This window comes from Pseudomonas putida S13.1.2, from assembly GCF_000498395.2.
Lineage (GTDB): Bacteria > Pseudomonadota > Gammaproteobacteria > Pseudomonadales > Pseudomonadaceae > Aquipseudomonas > Aquipseudomonas putida_Q.
Genome location: NZ_CP010979.1, coordinates 1,271,764 through 1,296,985, shown reverse-complemented (window position 1 = coordinate 1,296,985; position 25,222 = coordinate 1,271,764). Strand labels below are relative to the sequence as shown.

Genomic DNA, 25,222 nt, shown 5'->3' with positions numbered 1-25,222 from the left:
CGAACGCAGGGCTTGCGGAGGGAGGTGACGGGCATGGATGCCATCGCAAACGGACTGTTCGCTGAACCAAAACAGCCAGATACGCTTTTCGCTGCTTGCGATGTGGGCCTCAACACCGTGTAGACATTCGTTCGCGCAGGTGGCGCCAAGTCACCTTCCGCCCTTCCGGCGGGTTACTTTGGTCTTGGCCAAAGTAACCAAAGCCGTCCGCTCCCATCATCCGGCCCCTACGCTGCGCTCCGGGGTCCCCTCGCTCCGGGCTTGCTCCCGGGAGGACCGCGCTGCAGGCCCCATCCTGGGGCCCAGCGCTTGACGGGCATCCATGCCCGTCACCTCCCTCCGCAAGCCCTGCGCTCGGCCTCCTGAAGTCGCAATCTGCGTCGCCTGAACTATCGCGCGCTTAGAAGCAACAACAAGTGCAGGAGCAAGAGCAGGAGCAGGAGCAGGAGCAGGAGCAACAATGCAGAAACCTGGTCGTATGGTTTAGCTCAATGCCCCGCCGACGCCGGTCCGGCTTTGGCAGTGAACGGTGGCTTGGCGAACCACACCAGCAGGATCAACCCGGCAAACACCCAGGTCATCAAGGTGAAGTAGTCCACTGTGGACATCATGTAAGCCTGCCCATTGAGTATCTGCTCCAGCTGCGCATAACTCTGCGGGCTGGCCCCGCCCAACTGCTCCAGCGTATGCCGCGTCGCCGGGTCGAACTGGCTGATGTTCTCGCTAAGGTAGGCATGATGCTGGTCCGCCCGGCGAATCCAGATCCAGGTTGTCAACGACGCGGCAAAACTCCCGCCCAAGGTTCGCAGGAAGGTCGCCAGGCCCGAACCATCGGCAATCTGGTGCGGGGGCAGGTCAGACAGCAGAATGCTCAAGGTCGGCATGAAGAACAACGCCACGCCAATGCCCATGAACAGCTGCACCAAGGCCACATGCTGGAAGTCCACCTCACTGGTGAACCCGGCACGCATGTAGCAACTGGTACCAATCGCCAGAAACGCCAGCCCCGCCAGCAGACGCAGGTCGAACCGGTGCGCGTATTTGCCCACGAACGGCGACATGATCACCGGCAGCAAGCCGATCGGTGCCACCGCCAGGCCCGCCCAGGTGGCGGTGTAGCCCATCTGCGTCTGCAACCACTGCGGCAGGATCAGGTTGATACCGAAGAACCCTGCATAGCCCCCGACCAGCACAATGGTGCCGACGCGGAAGTTGCGGTGCACGAACAGGCGCAGGTTGACCACCGGGTGGCGGTCGGTCAGTTCCCAGATCACGAAAACCGCCAGGAACACCACCGAAATCAAGCTGCCGATAATGATGAACGACGATTCGAACCAGTCCAGATCGTTGCCTTTGTCGAGCACCACTTGCAGCGCCCCGACGCCGATGATCAGCGTCAGCAAGCCGATATAGTCCATGGGCTGTCGGCTAGTGACCACTGGCCGGGCGCGCATCTGCTGGCGCACCACGGCGGCGGCGAACAGGCCAATGGGCACGTTGATGAAGAAGATCCACGGCCAGCTGTAACTGTCGGTAATCCAGCCCCCCAGGATTGGCCCGGCAATCGGCGCCACCACCGTGACCATCGCCAGCAGCGCCAGGGCCATGCCCCGTTTTGCGGGGGGGTAGACGGCAATCAGCAAGGTCTGGGTCATCGGGTATAACGGCCCGGCGACCACGCCCTGCAATATGCGGAAACCGACCAGCTCCGGCATCGACTGGGCGATACCGCACAGGAACGAGGCCAGCACGAACAACAGCGTGGCCCAGATGAACAGTTTTACTTCGCCAAACCGCCGGCTGAGCCAGCCCGTCAATGGCAAGGCGATGGCGTTACTCACCGCGAACGAGGTAATGACCCAGGTGCCCTGCTCGTAACTCACCCCCAGGTTGCCGGAAATGGTCGGCAACGCCACGTTGGCAATGGTGGTGTCGAGCACCTGCATGAACGTCGCCAGCGACAGCCCGATGGTGGTCAGCAGCAGGCTGGGCGGCGTGAACTGGGCAGCGGCGTTGTTGCTCATCGCTGGGCCGTCTTGCCGGGTGCGCTGTTTTCGTGGATCAACCGGGCGATCAGGTTGTCGGCTTCGACCAGCTGACGGTCATACACCTGGGTGGTGTAGCTGGCCTGCTGCGGGGGCTGCTGGGCCAGGGCCGGGCCGCTCTGGTCATGCAGGTCGACTTCCACCACGGTGGACAGGCCGATACGCAGTGGGTGGTCCTTGAGCTGATCGGGGCTCAGGTGAATACGCACGGGAACGCGCTGGACGATCTTGATCCAGTTGCCGGTGGCGTTCTGTGCCGGCAGCAGGGCGAAGGCACTGCCCGTACCGGCGCCAAGGCTGTCGACCGTGCCGCTGTACTTGACCTCGCTGCCGTACAGGTCGGCGCTGATCTGCACCGGCTGGCCGATGCGCATCTCACGCAGTTGGGTTTCCTTGAAGTTGGCGTCGATCCATACCTGGTCCAGCGGGATCACCGCCATGGTCGCGGTGCCCGGCTGCAGGCGCTGGCCCAGCTGCACGGTGCGCTTGGCAACGTAACCGGTAACCGGTGCCACCAGTGTGGTGCGGGCGTGGTCGAGGTAGGCCTGGCGCAGGTCGGCAGCGGCGGCCATTACCTCGGGGTGCGAGGAAACCACGGTGTCGTCGACCAGCGCGCTGCTGGTGCTGAGCTGCTGACGTGCACTGTTTACAGCGGCCAGCGCCACACTGAGGTCATCGCGGGCGTGGGACAGTTCTTCCGCAGCAATGGCACCGCTATCGGCCAGCACCTTGCGCCGGTTGAAGTCCTGCTGGGCTTTGCGCAGTTCCGCCTGGCGGGTTTCCAGCTGGGCCTTGAGCGAGTCGACATTGCTGTACAGCCCACGCACCTGCCGCACGCTGCGTGCCAGCTTGGCTTCGGCAGACTGCAGGGCCACCTCGCTGTCGGCCGGGTCGAATTGCAGCAATACCTGGCCGGCATGAACCAGGTCGCCGTCATCGGCACCGATGCTGGTGACGGTGCCGGTGACCAGCGGAGTGATCTCCACCACGTTGCCGTTGACGTAGGCATCGTCGGTGCTTTCGTGCCAGCGGCCGACCAGGCTGTACCAGGCCCAGGTGCATGCACCGGCAAGTATCAGCAACAGCAGCAGGCCAAGCAGCCAGGCCTTGCGCTTGCGCGACGGCTCGGGCGCGGCGGAGGGAGTCGGGGTATCTGCGGGAGTGGCCATGACAATACCTTGGATAATTCGTGACAGGGTTCAACGGTCGCCAAAGCGGCGTACCGTCAACGGGTCGCCGGCACCGAGCAGCACTTTGGCCAGCAAGCCTTCCAGGGCCTTGAGCTCTTCGGGTGCCAGCACGCCGCACAACTCGTTCATGGCGGCAGCGCCAATTTCCGGGAGGCGATCGGCCAGCCGCTGGCCATCGGCGGTGAGCGCCAGGCGCACCAGGCGGCGGTCGTCGGCGCAGCGGTTGCGCACAATCAGCTCCTTCTGCTCGAGCCGGTCGAGCATGCGGGTCATCGAACCACTGTCCAGGCCCAGGTAGCGGCACAGCTCGGCCGGGGTATCTACCTGGTACTGGGTGACGATGATCAGCACCTTGAACTGCGCGGCAGTGACGCCCTCTGACTCAAGGTGCCAGTCGAGAATGCGGTCCTTCAGGATCGCCGCACGGCCAAGGAGCATGCCGATGGCGCAGGTCTGGAAGTTTTCGGGGGAGAAGTGGGCCATCGGAAACTGCTCGGGCAATTGTGTGAAAATATTACTGCCTAGGCAGTGAATGTCAAAGCTTTGATTAGCTAGCTATGGAAAATTTCATACTTTCTGCCTGAAATGCGGCCCTTTGTAGGAGCGGCCTTGTGTCGCGATGGGGCGCGAAGCGGCCCCCAGTTTTGTGACAGGGCAGACATTTTGGGGCCGCTTTGCGGCCCATCGCGACACAAGGCCGCTCCTACAAGGGTCTGCGTAAAGGCGGTTAGCGCGCCCGCAGGCCCAGCGCCTCCACCGCGCCGCAGGCAACTGCCATGCCCACCAACTCCGCCAGGCTGGCTGCTTGCAACCGCTTCATCACCCGCCCCCGGTACAAATCCACGGTCTTCACGCTCACCCCCAGCCGCTCGGCAATCTCACGATTGCTCAACCCTTGGGCCAACGGCACGAAAACGTCACGCTCTCGCGGCGTGAGGCCGTCGATGCGCGCCTGCACCATGGCCAGTGCCTGGTTGCCCTGCCGCGCCCGCCCGGCGTGCTCCAGCGCAGCCTGCACGCTGTCGAGCAGCAACTGGTCGTTGTAAGGTTTTTCGATGAAATCACAGGCACCGGCCTTGAATGCCCGCACCACGATCGGCACATCGGCATGGCCGCTGACGAAGATCACCGGCAACGCCAGGCCGCGCTCGCGCATCGCCTGCTGCACCGCCAAACCGCCCAACCCCGGCATACGCACATCCAGCAGCACGCAGGCAGGCCCATCGTCCACGCAGGCGTCGAGAAACGCTTGCCCGCTGGCGAACGGCAGGGCTTGCAGGCCCACCGACTGCAGCAGCCAGACCGTCGAGTCGCGCATACCTTGGTCGTCATCGACCACATACACTTTCGCTTGCACCATTGCCCCCTTCACCCCCTGCTGACTGCCAGCCGGCAGCACAGTACCAGACCGCCGTTATCACCCGCCCGAGCCCACAGGCTGCCACCAAAGCCTTCGATCAGGCTGCGGCTCATGCTCAAGCCCAAGCCCAGGCCATCGGCCTTGCTGGTGATGAACGGCGTGAAGATTTCATCCAGGCGCTCGGGCGCTACACCCGCGCCCTGGTCGGCTACCTCGACCAGTACACCATCGCCGTCCCGCGCGGCGCCGAGCAGAATACGTGATGGCTGTTCCCCGTGCAGCTCGCGGTTGGCATCGATGGCATTGCGCAACAGGTTGAGCAGCACTTGCTCCAGCAACACCCGGTCGGCATACACCGAGGGCAGTTGCGCGCTCATGCGCAGTTCCACCAGCACCTGGTCGCGCGCGGCCTCCCAAGCGCACAGTCGCATGGCTTCACCGGCCACTTCGGCCACGTCCAGCGCCTGCAGGCGCCGTGGCCCTTTGCGCAGGAACGCGCGCAGGCGGCGAATCACTTCGGCGGCATGGGTGGCCTGCTCACTGATGCGCTGCAGGCCCTGCCCTACCCGCTCGCGGGCCTGTGGATCACGCTCCAGGCCCTGCAGGTAACGCTGACTGGCGTTGGCGTAGTTGACCACCGCAGCCAGCGGTTGATTGATTTCGTGGGCAATGCCCGAAGCCAGCTCACCCAAGGTGGCCAACCGGGCACTGTGCGCCAGGCTTTCCTGGGCTTCGATGCGCAAGGTGATATCGCGTGACACGCTGACCACCTCCACCACCGCGCCGGTGTAGGTTTCGCGGATAGCCCGGCTGGCGATTTCGAACCAGCGGTAGCTGCCAGAGGCCTGGCGTACCCGGCAGGTCATGGTGTGATAGCCATCCTGGTCCAAGGCAGCGGCCGCCTGACGCAGCACCTGGCGGCGCTCACGCGGGTGCAGCAAGGCGTACACGGCCATGCCACGCAGTTGCTCGGGCCACAGGCCGAGCAGACGAAACGCTGCCGGCGAAGCATCCAGGAAACGGCCATCCGGGCTGTGCCGGGAGATCAGGTCGGTGGTGTTTTCAATGATCAGCCGGTACAGGCGCCGGGCGCGGCTGGCCTCGCGTGCGCCATGGCGCTCTTCGCTGGCGTCGCGACAGCGCCCGAGCACCTGCTGGCCCTGGTCGTCGGGAATGAAAGACCACAGCACGGTGCGCTCCCCTACCTGCACCTCGACATCGGCAATCGCTCGATGCTGGCGCAGGCACGCACGCACCAGGGCGGCGCAATTGGCCGGCAGCCAGCGGCTCAGCGCCGGGCCTTCATCAACCCACGCTTGAAACGCCGGGTTGATCGCCAGTGGCTTGGCGTCGGCTGCCAGCAAAAGGCTGGGTTGTGGATCCTTGGCAAGCAAGGGGTAAGCAGTCTGGTCCACGGTAGGCGGCTCGTTGTTATAGTAGTTTTACTATATTGCTATAGTCGATATTCCTACTACCATAGCGGCTCGCGTAAAACTGCGACAGAGGGAGCGGCCCACCGTCCGCTTCCCTGCACCCTGAACAGAGCTAACAATCAGCCATCGGGGGCCAAGCGTACAAGCTGCGCTTGCCTCCTTACAGGATTACCGCATGTCGATCTATGCCCAGGGCCTGATGCCCGCTGCCGTCAATCATGTCGCCCTCACCCCGCTGAGTTTCATCGAACGCACCGCTGCCGTGTACGGCAACTACCCGGCGGTGATCCACGGCGCCATCCGCCGCAACTGGCAAGAAACCTATCAACGCTGCCGACGCCTGGCCAGCGCCCTTGCAGGCCGTGGCATAGGCCGTGGCGACACGGTGGCTGTGATGCTGCCCAACACCCCGGCGATGCTCGAAGCGCACTTCGGCGTGCCCATGACCGGTGCCGTGCTCAATACCCTGAACGTGCGCCTGGACGCCGAGGCCATCGCCTTCATGCTGCGGCACGGCGAAGCCAAGGTGCTGATTACAGACCGCGAGTTCCATGCCGTGATCGAAGCCGCCCTGGCACTGCTGGAGCACCCGCCCCTGGTGGTAGATGTGGATGACCCGGAGTACGGCGAAGGCCGTGCGGTGAGCGAGCTGGACTATGAAGCCCTGCTGGCCGAAGGCGACCCGGAATTTGCCTGGGAATGGCCGGATGACGAGTGGCAGGCCATTTCGCTCAACTACACCTCTGGCACCACCGGTAACCCCAAGGGCGTGGTCTATCACCACCGCGGCGCCTACCTGAACGCCCTGGGCAACCAGATGACCTGGGCCATGGGCCACCGCCCGGTGTACCTGTGGACCTTGCCCATGTTCCACTGCAACGGCTGGTGCTACCCCTGGACCATCACCGCCCTGGCCGGCACCCACGTGTTCCTGCGCCGGGTCGACCCGCAAAAGATCCTGAACCTGATCCGCGAACACCGGGTCACCCACCTGTGCGGCGCCCCGATTGTGCTCAACGCCCTGGTCAACATGCCTGAGGCGGCCAAGGCAGCCATCGAGCACCCGGTGCAGGCCATGGTCGCCGGCGCCGCGCCACCGGCCAAGGTCATTGGCGCCGTGGAAGAGATGGGCATCCACGTCACCCATACTTATGGCCTGACCGAAGTGTACGGCCCAGTCACCGTGTGCGCCTGGCATGACGAATGGGACGAACTTTCGCTGGAGGAACGTGCGCGGATCAAGTCACGCCAGGGCGTGCGCTACCCGACCCTGGACGGGCTGATGGTGGCCGACCCGCAAACACTTGAGCCAGTGGCACGCGATGGCAACACGCTGGGCGAGATATTCATGCGCGGCAACACCGTGATGAAGGGCTACCTGAAAAACCCCGAGGCCACTGCCGAAGCCTTCCGTGGCGGCTGGTTCCACACCGGTGACCTGGCCGTGTGGCACGCCGACGGCTATGTCGAGATCAAGGACCGGCTCAAGGACATCATCATTTCCGGTGGCGAGAACATCTCCACCATTGAAGTCGAGGACGCCCTGTACAAACACCCGGCAGTGCTTGAAGCCGCCGTGGTGGCACGCCCGGATGAAAAATGGGGAGAAACCCCCTGCGCGTTCATTGCCCTGAAGCCAGGCCGGGAGGACACCCGCGAAGCCGACATCACCGGCTGGTGCCGCGAGCATCTGGCCGGTTTCAAGGTGCCGAAGACCGTGGTGTTTGGCGAGTTGCCCAAGACCTCCACCGGCAAGATCCAGAAGTACGTCCTGCGCGACCGGGCCAAAGCCCTCTGAAGCCGTAACGGCCTCATCGCCGGCAAGCCAGCTCCCACAGGGACCCAGCAAGCCTCAAGCCCTGTGAAGTACCTGTGGGAGCTGGCTTGCCGGCGATGAGGCCCGCCCAGCCACTCTCACTCTTCCAAGAGCACACGATGACAACCTATACCGCCCCCCTGCGCGACATGCGCTTCGTCCTGCATGACGTGTTCAATGCCCCGGCCCTTTGGGCCCGCCTGCCCGCCCTGGCCGAACGCATCGACGCCGACACCGCCGACGCCATCCTGGAAGAAGCAGCCAAAGTCACTGGCCAGCTTATCGCCCCGCTCAGCCGTAACGGCGACGAGCAAGGTGTGCGCTTCGACGCCGGCCAGGTCACCACGCCAGACGGTTTTCGCGAAGCCTGGCAAACCTACCGCGAAGGCGGCTGGGTCGGCCTGGGCGGCAACCCGGCATTTGGCGGCATGGGCATGCCGAAAATGCTCGGGGTACTGTTCGAAGAAATGCTCTACGCCGCCGATTGCAGCTTCAGCCTGTATTCGGCGTTGAGCGCCGGTAGCTGCCTGGCAATCGATGCCCACGCCAGCGAGACGCTCAAGGCGACTTACCTGCCGCCACTTTACGAAGGCCGCTGGGCCGGCACCATGTGCCTGACAGAGCCCCACGCCGGCACCGACCTGGGCCTGATCCGCAGCCGGGCCGAACCCCAGGCCGACGGTAGCTATCGCATCAGCGGCAGCAAGATTTTCATCACCGGCGGCGAGCAGGACTTGACCGAGAACATCATCCACCTGGTACTGGCCAAGCTGCCGGATGCGCCCGCCGGCGCCAAAGGCATCTCGCTGTTCCTTGTGCCCAAATACCTGGTCGAGGCCGATGGCCGCCTGGGCGCGCGCAACGCCGCCCACTGCGGCTCGATCGAACACAAGATGGGCATCAAGGCTTCGGCCACCTGCGTGATGAACTTCGATGATGCCCAGGGTTACCTGGTGGGCGAGCCGAACAAGGGCCTGGCGGCGATGTTCACCATGATGAACTACGAGCGCCTGTCCATCGGCATCCAGGGCATCGGTTGTGCCGAAGCGTCCTACCAGAGCGCCGCGCGTTATGCCAACGAGCGCCTGCAAAGCCGTGCCGCCACCGGCCCTCAGGCGCAGGACAAGGCTGCCGACCCGATCATCCACCACGCCGATGTACGGCGCATGTTGTTGACCATGCGCACCCTCACCGAAGGTGGCCGGGCGTTTGCGACCTACGTCGGCCAGCAACTGGACCTGGCGCGTTACGCCGAAGACGCCGGTGAACGTGAGCACGCCCAGCGCCTGGTGGCGCTGTTGACGCCCGTGGCCAAGGCCTTCTTTACCGACAACGGCCTGGAAAGCTGCGTACTCGGCCAACAGGTATATGGTGGTCATGGCTACATCCGCGAATGGGGGCAGGAGCAGCGGGTGCGTGATGTGCGCATCGCACAGATCTATGAAGGTACCAACGGTATCCAGGCGCTCGACCTGCTGGGCCGCAAGGTGCTGGGCGACGGCGGCCAGGCGCTGGCCAGCTTTGCCGCCGAAGTACGTGCCTTCAGCGTTGATGCACCGCTGCACCGTGAGGCCTTGCAAGCGAGCCTGGCGCGGCTGGAGGCCACCAGCGCCTGGCTGCGTGTACGGGCAGGCGAGGATGCAAACCTGGTCAGTGCGGTAGCGGTGGAATACCTGCAACTGTTCGGGCTGACGGCGTATGCCTACATGTGGGCGCGGATGGCGGCGGTGGCCTTGGCCAGGCGTGATGAAGATGAAGCGTTTCACGGGGCCAAGCTTGCGTGTGCGGCGTTCTTCTTCCAGCGAGTGCTGCCGCGTGGCCTGGGGCTGGAAGCCAGTATCAGGGCGGGCAGCGGCAGCCTTTATGGGCTGGAGGCGGCGCAGTTCTGAAGCCTGCGCATTACGTGTGGGGGCGGGCAAGCCCGCGAAGCAGACCACGCGGTGGGTGGCACGGGCTTCGCCCGTGTTCGCGGGGCAAGCCCGCTCCCACTGTGATCGCGCAAGCTTTGTGATTTTGTACAAGGCAGCTGCCCCACAAGAGGTACGCGATCCCCTGCGGGAGCGGCCTTGTGTCGCGATGGGCTGCAAATCAGCCGCAGGTTTTCAGCCTGCCTACCTTTACGCGAAGGGTTCTCAGACGCTGAAAAACCGTTGCAAATCCGACGAAAAACCGTCACAACTGATAGTCATTCGCCATTACGTTGGTTCTCGGGAGCCCTCTAGCAAGGGTAGAATACGCAAAACCCGGAGCCGCAATGAATCACGACCGCCTCAACCCCAGCCCTGACGATGCCATCACCGACGCCGCCGCGCATTGGTGCATGCGCCTGCACGCCGATGATTGCACGGCGTCCGAGCGCGAGGCGTTCGCCCGCTGGCTGGCGGCGGACCCGCGGCATGCCGAGGAATACCAGGCAATGCTGGAAATCTGGCAAACCGCCGACCTGTTGCCACACAACGCCACCGTCGTCGACTTCAACACGCCCACCCGTCAACCTGCACGCCCGCGCAACTGGCGTCCGCTAGCATCTGCCGCCGCTATCGCCTTGGCCGTGCTGCCGCTGGCCGGCTGGGTGGGGTGGGAACAGGGCTTGCTGCCCAACCACTACCAGCACTTCGAAGCCGCCGACCGCATGCAGACCGTGGAGTTGGACGACGGCAGCACGGTACAGCTCAACCTCCACACCGAGCTGACCTACCTCAACTTCAAGGACCAGCGCCAGGTCACGCTCAAGCGCGGCGAGGCGTTCTTCAAGGTACAGCACGACAGCAGCCACCCGTTCATCGTGCATGCAGGCCATGGCCAGACCCGCGTCACCGGCACCCAGTTCAACGTGTGGAAGTACCAGGACCAAGTCAAGGTCACCTTGGTGGAAGGCTCGGTACTGGTATCCAGCGACGGCAGCGCCGGTGGCTATCGCCTGGGCCCGGGGATGCAGGCCAGCTATCACAAGGGCGATTTCGAGCCGCAGCTGGAGCAGAGCAATGACTACGGCAACAGCCTGGCCTGGCGCAGTGGCAAGCTGGTGCTCGACAACCTGAGCCTGGAGCAGGCGCTGCCAGTGATCAACCGCTACCTCGACGCGCCGCTGCAACTGGCCGATGCCAGCACCGGCCGCATCCGCATCAGCGGTATCTACAACACCCGTGAGGTAGCACGCCTGGTCAACAACTTGCCCAAGGTGCTGCCCATCTACCTGACCCGTAGCAAGGACGGCAGCACCGTGCTCAACAGCATCTCGCCGCCGCCCGACAAGGGCTGACGCCCTCGCCCCTTACAACGTCATCGCCGCCACCCACCCAAACGCCAGCAATGGCAGGTTGTAGTGGATGAAGGTCGGTACCACAGTGTCCCAGATATGGTGGTGCTGGCCATCCACGTTCAGGCCCGAGGTCGGGCCCAAGGTCGAGTCAGAGGCCGGCGAGCCTGCGTCACCCAATGCACCGGCAGTACCGACGATGCACACTGTGGCCAGCGGGTCGAAGCCCAGCTGCACGCACAATGGCACAAAGATCGCGGCCAGGATCGGCACGGTGGAGAACGACGAGCCGATGCCCATGGTCACCAGCAGCCCCACCAACAGCATCAGCAAGGCACCGATCCCCTTGCTGTGGTCGATCCACTGCGCCGAGGTTTCCACCAGGCTTTTCACCTCACCGGTGGCCTTCATCACGTCGGCAAAACCCGAGGCGGCAATCATGATGAAGCCGATCATGGCCATCATCTTCATGCCTTCGGTGAACAGATCGTCGGTGTCCTTCCACTTGACGATGCCTGACAGCGAGAAAATCAGGAAACCGACCATGGCACCGATGATCATCGAATCCAGCAACAACTGGACGATGAACGCTGCGGCAATTGCCAGCCCAGCCACCAACAGCGTCAGCGGGTTGTACTGCACGCTCACCTGCTCCACCTGCTCGATGCGCGCCAGGTCGTAGTCACGCTTCTTGCGGTAGCTGATGAACACCGCCAGCAGCAGGCCAGCCAACATACCTGCTGCCGGGATGGCCATGGCGTGGGTGACGTTGACACCGCTCACGTCCACACCGGCACGGGCGACGTTGGCCAGCAGGATTTCGTTGAGGAATATATTGCCGAAGCCCACCGGCAGGAACATGTACGGGGTGATCAGGCCGAAGGTGATCACGCAGGCGATCAGCCGGCGGTCGATGCGCAGGCGGGTCAGTACATACAGCAACGGCGGAACCAGAAGCGGAATGAAGGCAATGTGGATCGGCAGGATGTTCTGCGACGACACAGCCACCACCAGCATCAGGCCGATCATCAGCCATTTGACCTTGCCGCCATTGGCGTGGCCCTGGCGATCGATCATGGCCAGTGCCCGGTCAGCCAAGGCATGGGCCAGACCTGACTTGGCGATGGCCACGGCAAAAGCGCCCAGCAGTGCGTAGGACAAGGCAACCGTGGCGCCACCGCCCAGGCCGCCATTGAAGGCCTTTAGCGTGCCTTCGATGCCCAGGCCACCCACCAGCCCACCGACCAGCGCCCCGATGATCAGGGCGATGACCACGTGCACGCGGGACAGGCTGAGTATCAGCATGATGCCGACCGCGGCGATCACTGCATTCATGGTTGGCTTACCTCATTACGACAGAAAAAAGCGCGCACTCTGAAGCAGTGGGCGGCAGATGTCAAAAGCGCCATGTTGCGGCGGATTTCACAGAAGGTCGGATTTAAATTGAATGTTTGAATAAAGAAAAAAATGAAAGGGCCGATAAGGTGTTGGGCTCCCCGCCCCACCCAGCCCCAAAGCCATAACCCTTAGTGCCCAAAAAAAGGGATCCGCCCCCATGCCTTTGCGCCAACTTTCCATCCAGTGGAAGATCACCCTGCTCGCCGGCCTCTGCCTGGCCGGCATCGTCACCTTGCTCGTCGGCCTGTCGTTGTACCGCATGGACCACAGCTCGGACCTGGTCAAGGCCAGCAGCATGCAGATGCTGACCGAGGCGGCGCAATCGCGCATCGAGTCGCAGGGTGAAGTGCAGGCGCTGAACATCCGTCGTCAGTTCATGGACGCCTACCAGTACGGCGCCGGCTTCGCCCGCCAGGTGCTGTTCCTGCGCGAACAGGCAGAAAAGCGCTACCTCGACGCGTTTGACCTGCGTGAGGACATGACCCGCCAGGTGCGCACCGCCCTGCAGGCCAACCCCGACCTGCTCGGCCTGTCGCTGGTGTTCGAGCCCAACGCGCTGGACAACAAGGACAGCCTGTTCGCCGGCAAGCCGGAGCTGGGCAGCAATGAAACCGGGCGCTTTGCCCTGTACTGGTCGCAGCCGCGTGCCGGCCAACTCACCGCCATGGCGCTGCCTGAACACGACATGGCCAACACCGAAATCGGCCCCAGCGGCCAGCCGGCCAACACTTGGTGGGTGTGCCCGCGTACCACCGGCAAGGTGTGCGTGGTAGAACCCTACTTCTATGATATCGATGGCCAGCAGGTACTGATGACCAGCATCGTTTTCCCGCTGGCCGTCAACGGCAAGACCATTGCAACGCTGTCCATCGACATCAACCTCAACAGCTTGCAGGCCCTGAGCCAAGAGGCCAGCCGCAGCCTGTACGAGGGCCGCACCACGGTCGGTATCCTCAGCCCGGTCGGCCTGCTGGCCGGCTATAGCGCCGATGCCAGCAAGCTGGCCCAGCGCTTCGACCAGGTTGACACGGCCAAGGGCGCAGAACTGGTACGCAAGCTGGCTGATGGCAAGCTGACCATCCTGCACGACCAGCAGCGCCTGAAGGTGCTGGCCGCGTTCCGGCCAATCCCCGACGCACAACCCTGGGGCGTGCTGCTGGATGTGCCGGAAAATGCCCTGACCGGGCCTGCCGAAAAACTCAAGCAGGAACTGGACGCGTTGAACACCAGCGGTACCCTGCTGGAACTGGGCCTGGGCCTGGCGGCCGCCATTGCCGGCCTGCTGATGGTGTGGCTGATGGCCCGCGGCGTTACCCGGCCGATCCTCGGCGTGGCCGCCATGCTCAAGGACATTGCCAGCGGCGAAGGCGACCTGACCCGCCGCCTGACCTACCAGAAGCAGGACGAGCTGGGTGAACTGGCCGGCTGGTTCAACCGCTTCCTCGACAAGTTGCAGCCGACCATCGCCGAGGTCAAACGCTCGGTACAGGCTGCCCGGGGCACCGCCGACCAGTCTTCGGCAATTGCTACGCAAACCAGCGCCGGCATGGAGCAGCAATACCGCCAGGTCGACCAGGTGGCCACGGCCTCGCACGAAATGAGCGCTACGGCCCAGGACGTGGCGCGCAGTGCTTCGCAGGCTGCCCAGGCCGCTCGTGATGCCGACCAGGCCACCCGCGAAGGCCTGGCAGTCATCGACCGCACCACCCAAAGCATCGATGCCCTGGCCGCCGACATGAGCAACGCCATGGCCGAAGTCGAAGGCCTGGCGCAGAACAGCGAAAAGATCGGTTCGGTGCTGGAAGTGATCCGCTCGATTGCCGAGCAGACCAACCTGCTGGCGCTCAACGCGGCCATCGAGGCAGCCCGCGCGGGTGAAGCCGGCCGTGGCTTTGCCGTGGTTGCCGATGAAGTACGCAACCTGGCCCGACGCACCCAGGAGTCGGTGGAAGAAACCCGCCAGGTGATCGAGGCCTTGCAGGACGGCACCCGGGAAGTGGTCGGCGCCATGGACAACAGCCACCGTCAGGCCCAGGGCGGTGTCGAACAGGTTGGCCAGGCCGTGACTGCGCTGCAGCGTATCGGCCAGGCAGTGACGGTAATCACCGACATGAACCTGCAGATCGCCTCGGCCGCCGAAGAGCAAAGCGCTGTGGCCGAAGAGATCAACAGCAACGTGGCAACCATCCGCGACGTCACCGAATCGCTGTCGGGGCAGGCCAACGAGTCGGCGCGTGTCAGCCAGTCCTTGAACAGCCTGGCCAACCAGCAGCAGGCGCTGATGGACCAGTTCCGCGTCTGAGGCAAACGGGGCCGCCCCGCGCGGCCCCGAGCCCCGCCACCACCTCGTCGTCTACACTTGCCCCACCCCCAAGGCACGGCAAACGACGAGGTCTGGATGAACACATTTTCAACGCTGCTGGCCGGCCTCCTGCTTGCCTTAGGCCTGGCCAGCACCGACAACGCTGTATCGGCAGAGCAACGCCCACCGATCCACTTCGGTGCCATCGGCTGGGAAAGCGGTGCCCTCACCACCGAAATCCTGCGGCTGATCGTGGAGCGCGGGTATGGCTACTCCACCGATACCCTCCCCGGCAGCACCGTCAGCATGGAAGTGGCCCTGGCCCGCAACGACCTCCAGGTGATCGCCGAAGAGTGGGCTGGGCGCAGCCCAGCGTGGGTCAAGGCCGAGCAGGCAGGCCAGGTGTTCGCACTGGGCGACACCGTCAAGCACGCAGAAGAAGGCTGGTGGGTACCCGCGTACGTGATCGAAGGCGACGCTGCTCGCAAGTTGAAGCCTTTGGCGCCCGAACTGCGCAGCGTCGACGACCTCAAGCGCTACCCGCAGGTCTTTCGTGACCCCGAGTCACCCGACAAGGGCCGTTTTCTGAACAGCCCCAGCGGCTGGACATCGGAAACGGTGAACAGCCAGAAACTCAAGGCGTATGGCCTGGATGAGCTGTATACCAACTTCCGCAGCGGCTCCGGTGCGGCGATGGATGCCGAAATCGGCTCGGCTATCCGCCGTGGCCAGCCAGTGCTGTTCTACTACTGGAACCCGACCCCGCTGATGGGGCGATACAAACTCATCCGCCTGCAAGAGCCACCGTTCGATGCCCAGGCATGGGCCACCCTGACGGATGCCGGCAACCCCAGCCCGAAGGGCAGCCGCTCACTGCCGGCGAAGCTTTCGATCGGTGTATCCAAGGCGTTCCGTGATGGCTACCCGGACCTGGTGGCGGTATTCGAGCAGGTCGACCTGCCGATCGATCGGCTCAACAAGGCGCTGGCCGTCATGAGCCAAAAGCGCACGCCACCGCGCGAGGCCGCCCTCACCTTCCTGCGTGACAACCCAGAGGTGTGGAAAGCCTGGCTGCCTGCCGAGGTTGCCACCAAGGTCGAGGGCAGCCTGTGAGCAACGGCTTTCCCCAAGCCCTGCAGTTTTCTTTCGCTGACAGCGTAAACAGTCTGGTCGACTGGCTGGTGCTGAATTACGGCGATCACTTGCGCGCGGTCTCTGACCAGCTGCTGCAACTGCTGGTCGGCCTGGAGAACCTGCTGCGCCTGCTGCCCTGGTGGTTGCTGTTGCTACTGGTTGGCCTGCTTGCCTGGCACGCCAGCCGCAGCCTGCTGCGCAGCGCGGTGCTGGTGGCGCTGCTTGCCTTGATCGGGATGCTCGGGCTGTGGGACAAGCTGCTGCAAACCCTGGCCCTGGTACTGGTGAGTACCGGTTTGTGCGTGCTGGTGGGCGTGCCGCTGGGCATACTGCTCGCTTCCCGGCCACTGGCCAGACGGCTACTGTTACCGGTACTGGATGTGATGCAGACGCTGCCGGCCTTCGTTTACCTGATCCCGGTGCTGATGCTGTTCGGCCTGGGCAAGGTCCCCGCCGTTTTCGCCACGCTGATCTACGCCCTGCCGCCACTGGTGCGGTTGACCGAACTGGGCCTGAGCCAGATCGACCCTTCGCTGCTGCAGGCCGCACACGGCCTCGGGGCCAGCCGCTGGCAGCGATTGCGGCGCATTGCCCTGCCGCTGGCGCTGCCAAGCATCATGGCCGGGCTCAACCAGTCGGTAATGATGGCCTTGTCGATGGTGGTGGTGGCGTCGATGATCGGCGCCCGCGGGTTAGGTGAGGATGTGCTGGCGGGCATCCAGACCCTGAACGTAGGCCAGGGTGTGGAGGCCGGCCTGGCGATCGTCGCCCTGGCCATGGTGATCGACCGGATCAGCCAGGCGTATGGGCGTGTTGAGCGGTGAACAGTGTTGCCTGTACCGGCCCTATCGCCGGCAAGCCAGCTCCCACAGGGTCAGCACAATGGCCGCTGCCTGTGGAGTACCTGTGGGAGCTGGCTTGCCGGCGATAGGGCCGGGCCTGACAATACTGCCCTGTCAGCTTGTAACCGGACCTCCTCCGCATGTCTCTCAAAGCCTTGCGCACCCTGGTAACCATCGCCCGCCACGGCACCTTTGCCCGCGCCGCCGATCTGCTCAGCCTCACCCCTTCGGCGGTGAGCCTGCACATCAAGACCCTTGAAGACGAGTTGCAGGCACCCCTGTTCGACCGCAGCCGCAGGCAGGTGGTGCTGACCGAAGCAGGCCAGTTGGCGGTGGCCCGCGCGGAGAGCATCCTGGCTGCCTACGACGAACTGGCCGACGCTGTGGCCAGCGGCCCTAGCCTGCGCGGCCGCCTGCGCCTGGGGGCGATCCATACCGTACTGGCGCGGCGCCTGCCCAAGGCGCTGGTGTGGATCAAGGCCCACTACCCGCAGTTGCACATCAGCGTAGCCTCGGGCATGTCGGCGGAGCTGGCCCGCCGGGTGGAAGACGGTGAGCTGGACGCGGCGATCACCACTGAGCCGGTCAGCCCGTACCCACAGAGTCTGGATTTCACGCCGCTGTTCGAGGACCGCTTCTGGGCCATCGCCAGCCCCGAACTGGCCGGGCACACGGTACCGGAGCTGCTCGCCAGTCAACCGTTCTTGCGTTTCGACAAGCGCGCCTGGGCCGGGCGGCAGATCGAGCAGGAACTGCGCCGCCAGCATTTGCAGGTGAGCGAGCAGATGGAGCTGGACAGCCAGGAAGCCTTGGCAAGCATGGCCGTCATGGGCCTGGGTGTGGCGATCATCCCAATGGCAGACGACGACCTGAAACGCCTGGCGCCGGCCACCTGCCTGCCGTTTGGCGAACCGCAACTGACCCGGCGTGTGGTGTTGCTGGAGCATGAGAAAAGCCAACGGCGGCATTTGAGTGCGGTGTTGAAGACTGCGCTTGAAGCGTAGTTGCAATTACTGACTGTCCTAGCGGGGTCTCTGTGGGAGCGGGCGCGCCCGCGAACACCGGCGCAGCCGGTGCCATCCATCGCATTGGATTCTTCGCGGGCACGCCCGCTCCCACAGAGGCCGTGTAATGCCTAAACCATGCATTTTTTCTCAACAGTCAGTGCAGAAAACAACGTTTTTACAAACCATTGCGCACCCGTAGTCTGTGCCCGTACCCGACCACGGAACGTCGACCATGCTCCACTTGCTGCTAACCACCCTGCTACCGATCATCCTGCTGATTACCCTGGGTACTTTCCTGCGCCTGCGCGGCTTTCTGGCCGAGAGTTTCTGGCCCGGTGCCGAGCGCCTGAGCTACTACGTACTGCTACCTTCGCTGTTCCTGCATGGCCTGGCCACCGCCAACCTCGATGGCGTACCGGTGATGGGCATGGTCGGGGTACTGATGCTCTCGACCCTGGCCGGCGCCGTGCTGCTGCTGACGTACCAAGGCGCGATCAACCACGACGGCGCTGACTTCACCTCGGTCTTTCAAGGCGGCATCCGCTTCAACAACTACATCGGCGCCACCCTGGCCGCCGGCATCTACGGCAGCGCCGGCATTGCCCTTGCAGCAGTGGCCAATGCCGCCATTGTGCCCTTGGTCAACCTGCTCTGCGTACTGGTGTTCGCCCGTTTCAGCGCCCGCCACAGCTCACCGGCCACGGTGCTGCGGGCAATCTTCGCCAACCCGTTGATCGTCGGCTGTGCTGGTGGCCTGCTGCTGCGGGTGACGGGGCTGGGCTTGCCGCCGGGCATCGAACCCACGGTCAAGGCGCTAGGCCAGGCCGCCCTGCCGCTGGGCCTGCTGTGTGTGGGCGCAGCGCTGGGTGGGGCCAGCCTGGGCCAGCAGGTGCGCCCGCTGATGGCGGCGTCGGCGTTCAAGTTCCTGGTCATGCCCTTGACCACCTGGGGCCTGTGCCGCGTGCTGGGCCTGAGTGGCCAGGCAGCTGTGGTGGCAGTGCTGTTCCAGGCCCTGCCCACCGCTTCGTCCTCCTATGTGATGGCCAGGCAAATGGGTGGCAATGCCCCCCTGATGGCCACCATCATTGCCCTGCAGACCGTAGCCGCCGCTGCCACCCTGCCTTTGGTATTAATGCTTACGCTTGGCTAGACTGGCAATTAGCCCCCATTCGGAAGCTTTGCCATGCGCGCTGCCTGGATAGTGATTGGCTTGACCTCGGCCCTGCTTGCAGGCCCCTTGCATGCTGCCGGTACGGCCAAGGCCGCGGCGGCTGAAGACAAGGCCGAAGTACTGGAAGAAAAGGTGGCCCACGATGCCCCACCGCCGAAAAAAACAGAAAAACTGACCTCAAGCGAAGCCCAGGCAGTCGACCCGGCCGGCCAGGCGCCACTGGACGACAGCATTACCTGCCTGGCCCGCACCATCTATTGGGAAGCCAAGGGCGCCGATGCCGAAGATATGTCAGCCGTAGCCAGCGTGGTCCTCAACCGCCTGGGCCATGATGGTTTCCCCGATACCATCTGCGGCGTGGTCAAGCAGGGCGTGGAGACCAAGGCTTGCCAGTTTTCCTGGTGGTGCGACGGGCGCCCGGACCAGGTCGAGGAAGCGCAACGCTACGATGTGGCCAAGGAAATTGCACGCAAGGCGCTCAACCAGCAATTGAAAGACCCCACCGGCGGTGCACTGTACTTCCACGACCGCACGGTGCACCCCGATTGGGCAAAGGCCTACCGCAAGACTGCGCAGACCACGCACTTCCTGTTTTACAAGCCCAACCAGGCGTTGGCCCGTTGATGCCAAAACGTTGAAAGCTTTAGCTTGATACGAATGATTAGCAACCCATCGCACTTTTCCGGCGACCACTGGTCTACTCCCTCTTTTGCCGCCCGCAACCATTGCCGGCGTTTTCATTGCTTTGCACCAGCTAGGGCCAAAAGCCCCGGGCTTGTGTAGGATGAGCAGCGCATACCACGACGCTGCCAGTCATAGGGAGATCAACATGCGCGTCCTGCCATCCGTTGCCGCCTTCTCGCTGGGCCTGGTTGTCTCGACCGGGGCACTGGCTGTCACCGGCGAAGAGGCGCAACTGATCGACTCGATCAATGTCTACCGCAGCAAGGCCCAGCCCTGCGGTGGCGAGGCGTCGCTGGAGCTGCCGCCGCTCAACAGCGACACCCGCCTGGCGCTGTCGCCAGAGGGCACCCGTGACCTGCAGCAGGCCATGACCCGCGCTGCCTACCCCATGGTCAACGTCCAGGCCATCAGCCTGTCGGGGCCACGCGATGCGCGCGCGGCCATGCATGCCATCGAAGAAAGCTTCTGCCAAGTGGTGCTCGACCCGCAGTTTGTCGATATCGGCGTAAGCCAGGAGGGCCGCGACTGGCGCATCGTGCTGGCCCGACCGCTGCTCAGCGGTCGCCTGGGCGATTGGCAGGCCGAGGGGCAGAAGGTATTGCAAGAGATCAACGCTGCGCGCAAGGTGCCGCGCCAGTGCGGCGGCCAGCCGTTCGCCGCAGCCCCCGCACTGAGCTGGAGCACGGTACTGGCCGGGGTCGCCGCCAACCACACGCGGGCCATGGCCAACCAGAACTTCTTCGACCACATCGACAAGGATGGCCGCACCCCCGGTGACCGGGCGGAGCTGGCCGGCTACCTGTACCAGCAAGTCGGCGAAAATATCGCCGCCGGGCGTGACACCGCGCACAAGGTAGTTGATGGCTGGCTGGAGAGCCCGGGGCATTGTGCCACGCTGATGAACCCGGACTTCCGCGAACTGGGTGCCGCCTATGCCGTGGACCCGAAAAGCGATGCCGGGATCTACTGGACCGGCTTGTTCGGCACACCGCAGTAAGCGCTCCCACAAGGGTCTGCGCCAAGTTTCAGCTTGGGTGATTGGCTGCCCGCAGTGCCAGGGCCGTGCAGCCAAACCGCCGCCGTACACATTTACCCAGGTAACTGGCATCGCCCAGACCCACTTCATCGGCAATCTGCGCCAAGCTGTGGCTGGAGTTGAGCAAGCGCCAGCGCGCCTGCTGCAGGCGCATTTCCAGCCACCAGGCCTTGGCACTCATGCCGTGGCTGGCCTGGAACTGCCGGTCCAACTGGCGCCGGCTGATGCCCAGTTCAGCGGCCAGTTGCTCTACCGCCAGCGGGGTGCCCAAGTGGTGACGCATCAGGGCCTGTGCCCGCTGCACCTGGCGCCCCTGGCCCACGCCCAGCTCCAGCGAGCGCAAGGCATGGCGGCTGTCGCGGGTTTCGTCCACCAGCATGTCGGCCAGCCCTTTGAGCGCCCGGGTTCGCCCACAGGCTTGTGACAACAGCGCCACTGCCAGGTCGATGGCCGCCGTGCCGCCAGCACAGGTGATACGGTTTGCGTCGATGCAATACAGTTGATCGCGCAGCACCTGCAACTGTGGGAACGCTGCACGAAACTCGGCTTCGTGACGCCAGTGCACCACCACCTTGTGCCCCCGTAACAACTCACACGCCGCCAACAGGAAGGCGCCATTGTCGACCCCTACCAGCTTGACTCCGGCTTTGCCGGCCTGTCTGAGCAAGGGTTGGTAGCGCGGCGCCAACGCAGCTGTAGCCATGGCGTTGCGCCCGCCGAACACCACCAGGTAGTCGAAACCGGCCAACTCGAGCTCGCCGGCCACAGCCTCGACTTGCACCACCGCACCGCTGCTCGAAGGTACCGGGTCGAGGGTGAGCCCTGCCACGGTCCAGCTGCAATAACGCTGCTGGCTGTAGTCCTCGTCGTCGGCGCTGAAACGCAATTTTTCGAGGAAACCGCCAAATGGCAGCAAGGCAAAATCCGGTAACGGCAGAATCAGCAGGCGGATATCAGGCAGCATGTCATTGCGTCCAGAAAAGACTATTTAATGTCCAGATCATACCCTTCCTGACTGGGTCGCGCGCCATACACTGGCACCCTCCAAATCACCAAGGCTTCAACCACCATGGCACTCGACACCTGGCTTATCTACCTGCTGGCCAGCATCGGCCTGTCACTGACACCGGGCCCAAACAGCCTGCTGGCCCTCACCCATGGCGCCCTGTATGGCGCCCGCCGCACGTTATTCACCATTGTTGGCGGCGTGTTCGGCTTCAGCGCGCTTATCGCCCTGGCCATGTTTGGCCTCAGCGCGTTGCTGCAAACTTCGGCCTCGGTGTTAAGCGTGCTCAAGTGGGTGGGCGGCGCCTACCTGGTCTGGCTGGGTATCCAGCTGTGGCGCAGCCCGGGCCTGCACCTGGAATTGACCGAGCGCAGCGCACGGCTTGGTAATGCAGGTTTGTTCCGCCAAGGCTTGTTGTCGGCCATGGCCAACCCCAAGGTGCTGCTGTTCTATGGCGCCTTCCTGCCGCAGTTCATCGACCCGCAGCGCGGGCTGATGCTGCAGTTCGTGGTGATGGCGGCGACCTTTGCCAGCGTCGAGTTTCTGGTCGAGTACCTGTTGGCCCGCCTGGCGTTTCGCATCCGGCCGTGGCTGGCCAAGGGTGGCAAAGGGTTCAACCGCTGCTGCGGCAGCCTGTTTGCCCTGATTGGCGTGGCGCTGCCGCTGGGCCGATAGCACCTGGACAGATATGCACGGTCTTTGAGCGGCCTTGCGTCGCGATAGGGGTGCGAAGCGCCCCCAAAATTCTCGGAACCATGCACAATCGCCGGGGCCGCGTTGCGGCCCTATCGCGACGCAACGCCGCGCCTACAGGGACCGCATACCGTTCAGGATCGGGGAGCTTTGACCATAAAAGCGATCAATGCCAGGCCAGGCAGCCCTGCCCCCACCAGCGCCACGCCTTGCCAGCCAAACTGGCTGAACAGCGCACTGGCCACTGCCGACCCCAGCGCCCCACCCAGGAAGATGCTGGTCATGTACACCGCGTTCAGCCGCCCGCGGCTGGCCGGGTCCAGTGCATACACTTCGCGCTGGCCGATGACCATGTTCATCTGCACCGCAAAGTCCAGCAGCACGCCGGTCAGGCCCAGGCCGATCACGCTGTAGCCCGGCACCGTCAAACCCAGCAACAAGGCCGCTGGCGCCAGCAGCAGCGCCAGCAGCGAACCGGCCCGCGCATGCCCCGCATCTGCCAGGCGGCCAGCCAAGGGGGCGGCAACGGCCCCCACCGCGCCCACCAGGGCAAACACGGCGATCTGGGTCTGCGACAGGCCATGCTCACCCGCCAACGCCATCGGCACCGCAGTCCAGTAAAGGCTGAAGGCTGCAAACATCAGTGCCTGGTACAACGAACGCTGGCGCAGCAGCGGATAGCGGCGCAACAGTGTAAGCAACGAAAGCATCAAGCCGGCATAGCTGGCCTTATGCTCGGGCCGCCGCTGCGGCAGGGTCAGGGCCAGCAGCATGATGATCGCCAGCATCACCCCGGCAGCGCCAATGAACACCGCCCGCCAGCCGAAGTGGTCGGCCACCAGGCTGGACAACGGCCGCGCCAGCAGGATACCCAGCAACAACCCGCCCATGATGTTACCGACCACCCGGCCACGCTGCTGCTCAGGCGCCAGGTGCGCCGCCAGCGGAATGAGCATCTGCACCGCCACCGAGCTGAACCCGATCAACAGCGCATAGCCCAGGAACAGCTGGCCCTGGCCGCTGCTGCTGGTCCCCGCCAGCAGCAGGCTGACACAGGCCAGCACAGCAGTGGCGACCATCAAGCGGCGGTTTTCCAAAAGGTCTGCGAGCGGGACCAGCAACAGCAGGCCCAGGGCATAACCCAGCTGGGTGAGTGAAACGATCAGGCTGGCGTGCTCGGTGGACAGCCCCAGGTCCGGTGCGATCAAACCGACGATGGGCTGGGCGTAGTAGATGTTGGCGACGATCGCGCCGCAGCAGAACGCCAGTAGCACGACCAGGGCCCGGCTCAGGCCCGTGGCTGCGGGCTGCGCGGCGGCAAGGGAGGGATTCATGCGAGGTTCCTCGACAAGGGGTGGAATATGCCGCCTACCTTAACCAGACGCGTCAATGCCGAGAATCCAGCCCTGGCGCAACGCGCTTTTGCGCACAGCGCAACGCTAGCCGTGCCGACCTAACAAACCTTCGCAAAAATCGATAAACGCATTCACACGCCGCGAACCGCGGTGGTTGGGCAGGTACAGGGCGTTGATGCTGTCGTTGGCCGTGCCAGGGCTGGCCCGCCAGTCAGGGAACACCCGCAGCAGGCGCCCGGCCAGCACATCCTCGCGCACCAGCCAGTCCGCCAGCAGCGCGATGCCACTGCCGGCCAGTGCGGTTTCGCGCAACATATCGGCATTGGCGCTGCGCAACGGTCCGCTAACGTCCAGTTCCAGGCTGTCCTGGCCACGCACCAGGCGCCAGGGCCGCGCTTTTTGCCCGTAGCGAAAGCGCAGGCAGGCGTGCTCCAGCAACTGCCGGGGGTGCTGCAGCGTATCTCGCCCGGCCAGGTAAGCCGGGCTGGCCACCAGCCAACGCTCGAAGCGGCCGAGCTGGCGACATACCAATTCGTCATTGGCCGACGGGTCGCCCAGGCGAATCGACAGGTCATAGCGCCCGTCCAGCAGGTCATCCAGGCGGTCGCTGAGGTCGATGTCCAGCTCCAGCGCCGGGTGCCGCGCCAGAAACGGCCCCAGGTGCGGGGCGATGACCCGCCTGCCGAACTCCACCGGCAGGCACAGACGCAACACGCCGACAGGCTCCTCGCCACGGTCGGCAACACTGGCATCGGCCTCATCCAGCGCCTCGAAAATGCCCCGCGCACGCTCGTAGTAACGGGCGCCGGCTTCGGTCAGGCTCACCTGGCGAGTCGAGCGGTTGAGCAACGTGGTGCCCAGCGCCGTTTCCAGCGCATCAACCAGGCGCGTTACCGACGAAGTCGCCAGCCCAAGCCTGCGCGCAGCGGCAGAAAAACCTTGGGCATCGACAGTGGCCACGAACATCTTCATCGCCAGGAGTTTGTCCATGTGCTGCCCGTCATCCAAATCTCGGAAAGGTCTTACAAACAGCCGGGCGGGTCAAGAAGCGCGCTGCAGGGTATTTGCGTCCATAGTGGCAACACACCTTCAAAGCGAGGCTTTCCATGACACCGAATAACCTGCTGACTGCCCTGCCACCCTGCGACCCCACCCGTGCCGAACGTGTCGACGAGCTGCTCAGCCGCCCTGGCGTGCGTGTGGAGCGTATTGTCTCCAGCGGCCAGGCCAGCCCGCCCGGTTTCTGGTACGACCAGGCCGAAGGCGAGTGGATCGTGCTGCTCAGCGGTGCCGCCGGCCTGCGTTTCGAGCACGAGCAGCACACCCGTTTGCTGGCGCCGGGCGATTGCCTGGACATCCCGCCCCACTACCGCCACCGCGTGGAGTGGACCGCCCCCGGCACAGCCACCATCTGGCTGGCAGTGTTCTACACCAGCTCCACCCCGTGGCCAGCGTGATACCTGGCCACTTTTGTACTCGACCAAAGTATGA

Annotated in this window: 21 protein-coding genes and 1 pseudogene; 13 read left to right on the top strand and 9 right to left on the bottom strand. The window is 64.3% G+C overall.

Annotated features, from left to right (window positions below; genetic code table 11):
• Positions 1–488: 488 nt before the first annotated feature.
• The 5 genes from N805_RS05840 to N805_RS05820 all read right to left on the bottom strand — a co-directional run bounded on the left by N805_RS05840 (position 489) and on the right by N805_RS05820 (position 6,010).
• A complete protein-coding gene (locus tag N805_RS05840; RefSeq protein ID WP_028613055.1) occupies positions 489–2,024 on the bottom strand; it encodes a DHA2 family efflux MFS transporter permease subunit in 1,536 nt (511 codons plus the stop codon).
• On the bottom strand, positions 2,021–3,214 hold the full coding sequence (locus tag N805_RS05835) for an HlyD family efflux transporter periplasmic adaptor subunit (protein ID WP_028613056.1): 1,194 nt from the start codon (positions 3,212–3,214) through the stop codon (positions 2,021–2,023). The genes N805_RS05840 and N805_RS05835 overlap by 4 nt, the downstream gene beginning before the upstream one ends.
• A 30-nt stretch (positions 3,215–3,244) precedes the next feature.
• Complete coding sequence (locus N805_RS05830; protein WP_028613057.1) at positions 3,245–3,718, bottom strand: MarR family winged helix-turn-helix transcriptional regulator; 474 nt, start codon at positions 3,716–3,718, stop codon at positions 3,245–3,247.
• A 244-nt stretch (positions 3,719–3,962) separates the two neighbouring features.
• Entirely contained in the window at positions 3,963–4,595 is a 633-nt protein-coding gene (locus tag N805_RS05825; protein ID WP_028613058.1) for a response regulator transcription factor, read from the bottom strand.
• Positions 4,596–4,603: 8 nt separating this feature from the next.
• A complete protein-coding gene (locus tag N805_RS05820) occupies positions 4,604–6,010 on the bottom strand; it encodes a sensor histidine kinase (protein WP_028613059.1) in 1,407 nt (468 codons plus the stop codon).
• Between the two features lie 193 nt (positions 6,011–6,203).
• On the opposite strand from N805_RS05820, the gene N805_RS05815 reads away from it, so the two are divergent.
• The 3 genes from N805_RS05815 (at position 6,204) to N805_RS05805 (ending at position 11,106) form a co-directional block, all read left to right on the top strand.
• Entirely contained in the window at positions 6,204–7,826 is a 1,623-nt protein-coding gene (locus tag N805_RS05815) for an acyl-CoA synthetase (RefSeq protein WP_028613060.1), read from the top strand.
• Between the two features lie 137 nt (positions 7,827–7,963).
• Entirely contained in the window at positions 7,964–9,733 is a 1,770-nt protein-coding gene (locus N805_RS05810; RefSeq protein WP_028613061.1) for an acyl-CoA dehydrogenase C-terminal domain-containing protein, read from the top strand.
• Positions 9,734–10,098: 365 nt separating this feature from the next.
• Positions 10,099–11,106 carry a FecR family protein gene (locus tag N805_RS05805; protein ID WP_019473296.1) on the top strand — a complete coding sequence of 336 codons (1,008 nt, stop codon included), beginning with the start codon at positions 10,099–10,101 and terminating at the stop codon, positions 11,104–11,106.
• A 12-nt stretch (positions 11,107–11,118) separates the two neighbouring features.
• Here the strand turns inward: N805_RS05805 and N805_RS05800 are convergent, their stop codons facing one another.
• Positions 11,119–12,438, bottom strand: coding sequence for a Na+/H+ antiporter family protein (locus N805_RS05800; protein WP_019473295.1), 1,320 nt, complete (start codon positions 12,436–12,438; stop codon positions 11,119–11,121).
• A 220-nt stretch (positions 12,439–12,658) separates the two neighbouring features.
• Between N805_RS05800 and N805_RS31230 the strand changes: the two are divergent.
• The 8 genes and pseudogenes from N805_RS31230 to N805_RS05765 all read left to right on the top strand — a co-directional run.
• A pseudogene (locus N805_RS31230) lies at positions 12,659–13,897 on the top strand (chemotaxis protein); the annotation flags it as partial.
• Between the two features lie 150 nt (positions 13,898–14,047).
• Complete coding sequence (locus tag N805_RS31225; RefSeq protein ID WP_370453613.1) at positions 14,048–14,803, top strand: methyl-accepting chemotaxis protein; 756 nt, start codon at positions 14,048–14,050, stop codon at positions 14,801–14,803.
• A 96-nt stretch (positions 14,804–14,899) separates the two neighbouring features.
• Entirely contained in the window at positions 14,900–15,916 is a 1,017-nt protein-coding gene (locus tag N805_RS05790) for an ABC transporter substrate-binding protein (protein WP_019473293.1), read from the top strand.
• Complete coding sequence (locus N805_RS05785) at positions 15,913–16,761, top strand: ABC transporter permease (protein ID WP_019473292.1); 849 nt, start codon at positions 15,913–15,915, stop codon at positions 16,759–16,761. Before N805_RS05790 ends, N805_RS05785 begins: the two co-directional genes overlap by 4 nt.
• 158 nt (positions 16,762–16,919) lie before the next feature.
• Complete coding sequence (locus N805_RS05780) at positions 16,920–17,783, top strand: LysR family transcriptional regulator (RefSeq protein ID WP_028613062.1); 864 nt, start codon at positions 16,920–16,922, stop codon at positions 17,781–17,783.
• A gap of 235 nt (positions 17,784–18,018) precedes the next feature.
• Positions 18,019–18,936 carry an AEC family transporter gene (locus N805_RS05775; protein ID WP_028613063.1) on the top strand — a complete coding sequence of 306 codons (918 nt, stop codon included), beginning with the start codon at positions 18,019–18,021 and terminating at the stop codon, positions 18,934–18,936.
• Positions 18,937–18,969: 33 nt separating this feature from the next.
• Positions 18,970–19,581: a cell wall hydrolase gene (locus tag N805_RS05770; protein ID WP_028613064.1), complete on the top strand. Its 612-nt coding sequence runs from the start codon at positions 18,970–18,972 to the stop codon at positions 19,579–19,581.
• A gap of 205 nt (positions 19,582–19,786) precedes the next feature.
• Positions 19,787–20,638: a CAP domain-containing protein gene (locus N805_RS05765; protein WP_028613065.1), complete on the top strand. Its 852-nt coding sequence runs from the start codon at positions 19,787–19,789 to the stop codon at positions 20,636–20,638.
• Between the two features lie 28 nt (positions 20,639–20,666).
• Here N805_RS05765 and N805_RS05760 read toward each other — a convergent pair whose 3' ends face one another.
• Positions 20,667–21,641, bottom strand: coding sequence for a GlxA family transcriptional regulator (locus tag N805_RS05760; protein ID WP_028613066.1), 975 nt, complete (start codon positions 21,639–21,641; stop codon positions 20,667–20,669).
• Between the two features lie 105 nt (positions 21,642–21,746).
• Here N805_RS05760 and N805_RS05755 point away from each other — a divergent pair, with 105 nt between their 5' ends.
• The gene (locus tag N805_RS05755) at positions 21,747–22,358 is read left to right on the top strand and encodes a LysE family translocator (RefSeq protein ID WP_028613067.1); all 612 of its coding nucleotides are present in this window, start codon (positions 21,747–21,749) and stop codon (positions 22,356–22,358) included.
• 152 nt (positions 22,359–22,510) lie between these two features.
• Here the strand turns inward: N805_RS05755 and N805_RS05750 are convergent, their stop codons facing one another.
• On the bottom strand, positions 22,511–23,710 hold the full coding sequence (locus N805_RS05750; RefSeq protein ID WP_028613068.1) for an MFS transporter: 1,200 nt from the start codon (positions 23,708–23,710) through the stop codon (positions 22,511–22,513).
• A gap of 105 nt (positions 23,711–23,815) precedes the next feature.
• Complete coding sequence (locus N805_RS05745; RefSeq protein ID WP_028613069.1) at positions 23,816–24,721, bottom strand: LysR family transcriptional regulator; 906 nt, start codon at positions 24,719–24,721, stop codon at positions 23,816–23,818.
• 116 nt (positions 24,722–24,837) lie between these two features.
• Here N805_RS05745 and N805_RS05740 point away from each other — a divergent pair, with 116 nt between their 5' ends.
• Positions 24,838–25,188, top strand: coding sequence for a cupin (locus N805_RS05740; protein ID WP_028613070.1), 351 nt, complete (start codon positions 24,838–24,840; stop codon positions 25,186–25,188).
• Positions 25,189–25,222 lie beyond the last annotated feature (34 nt).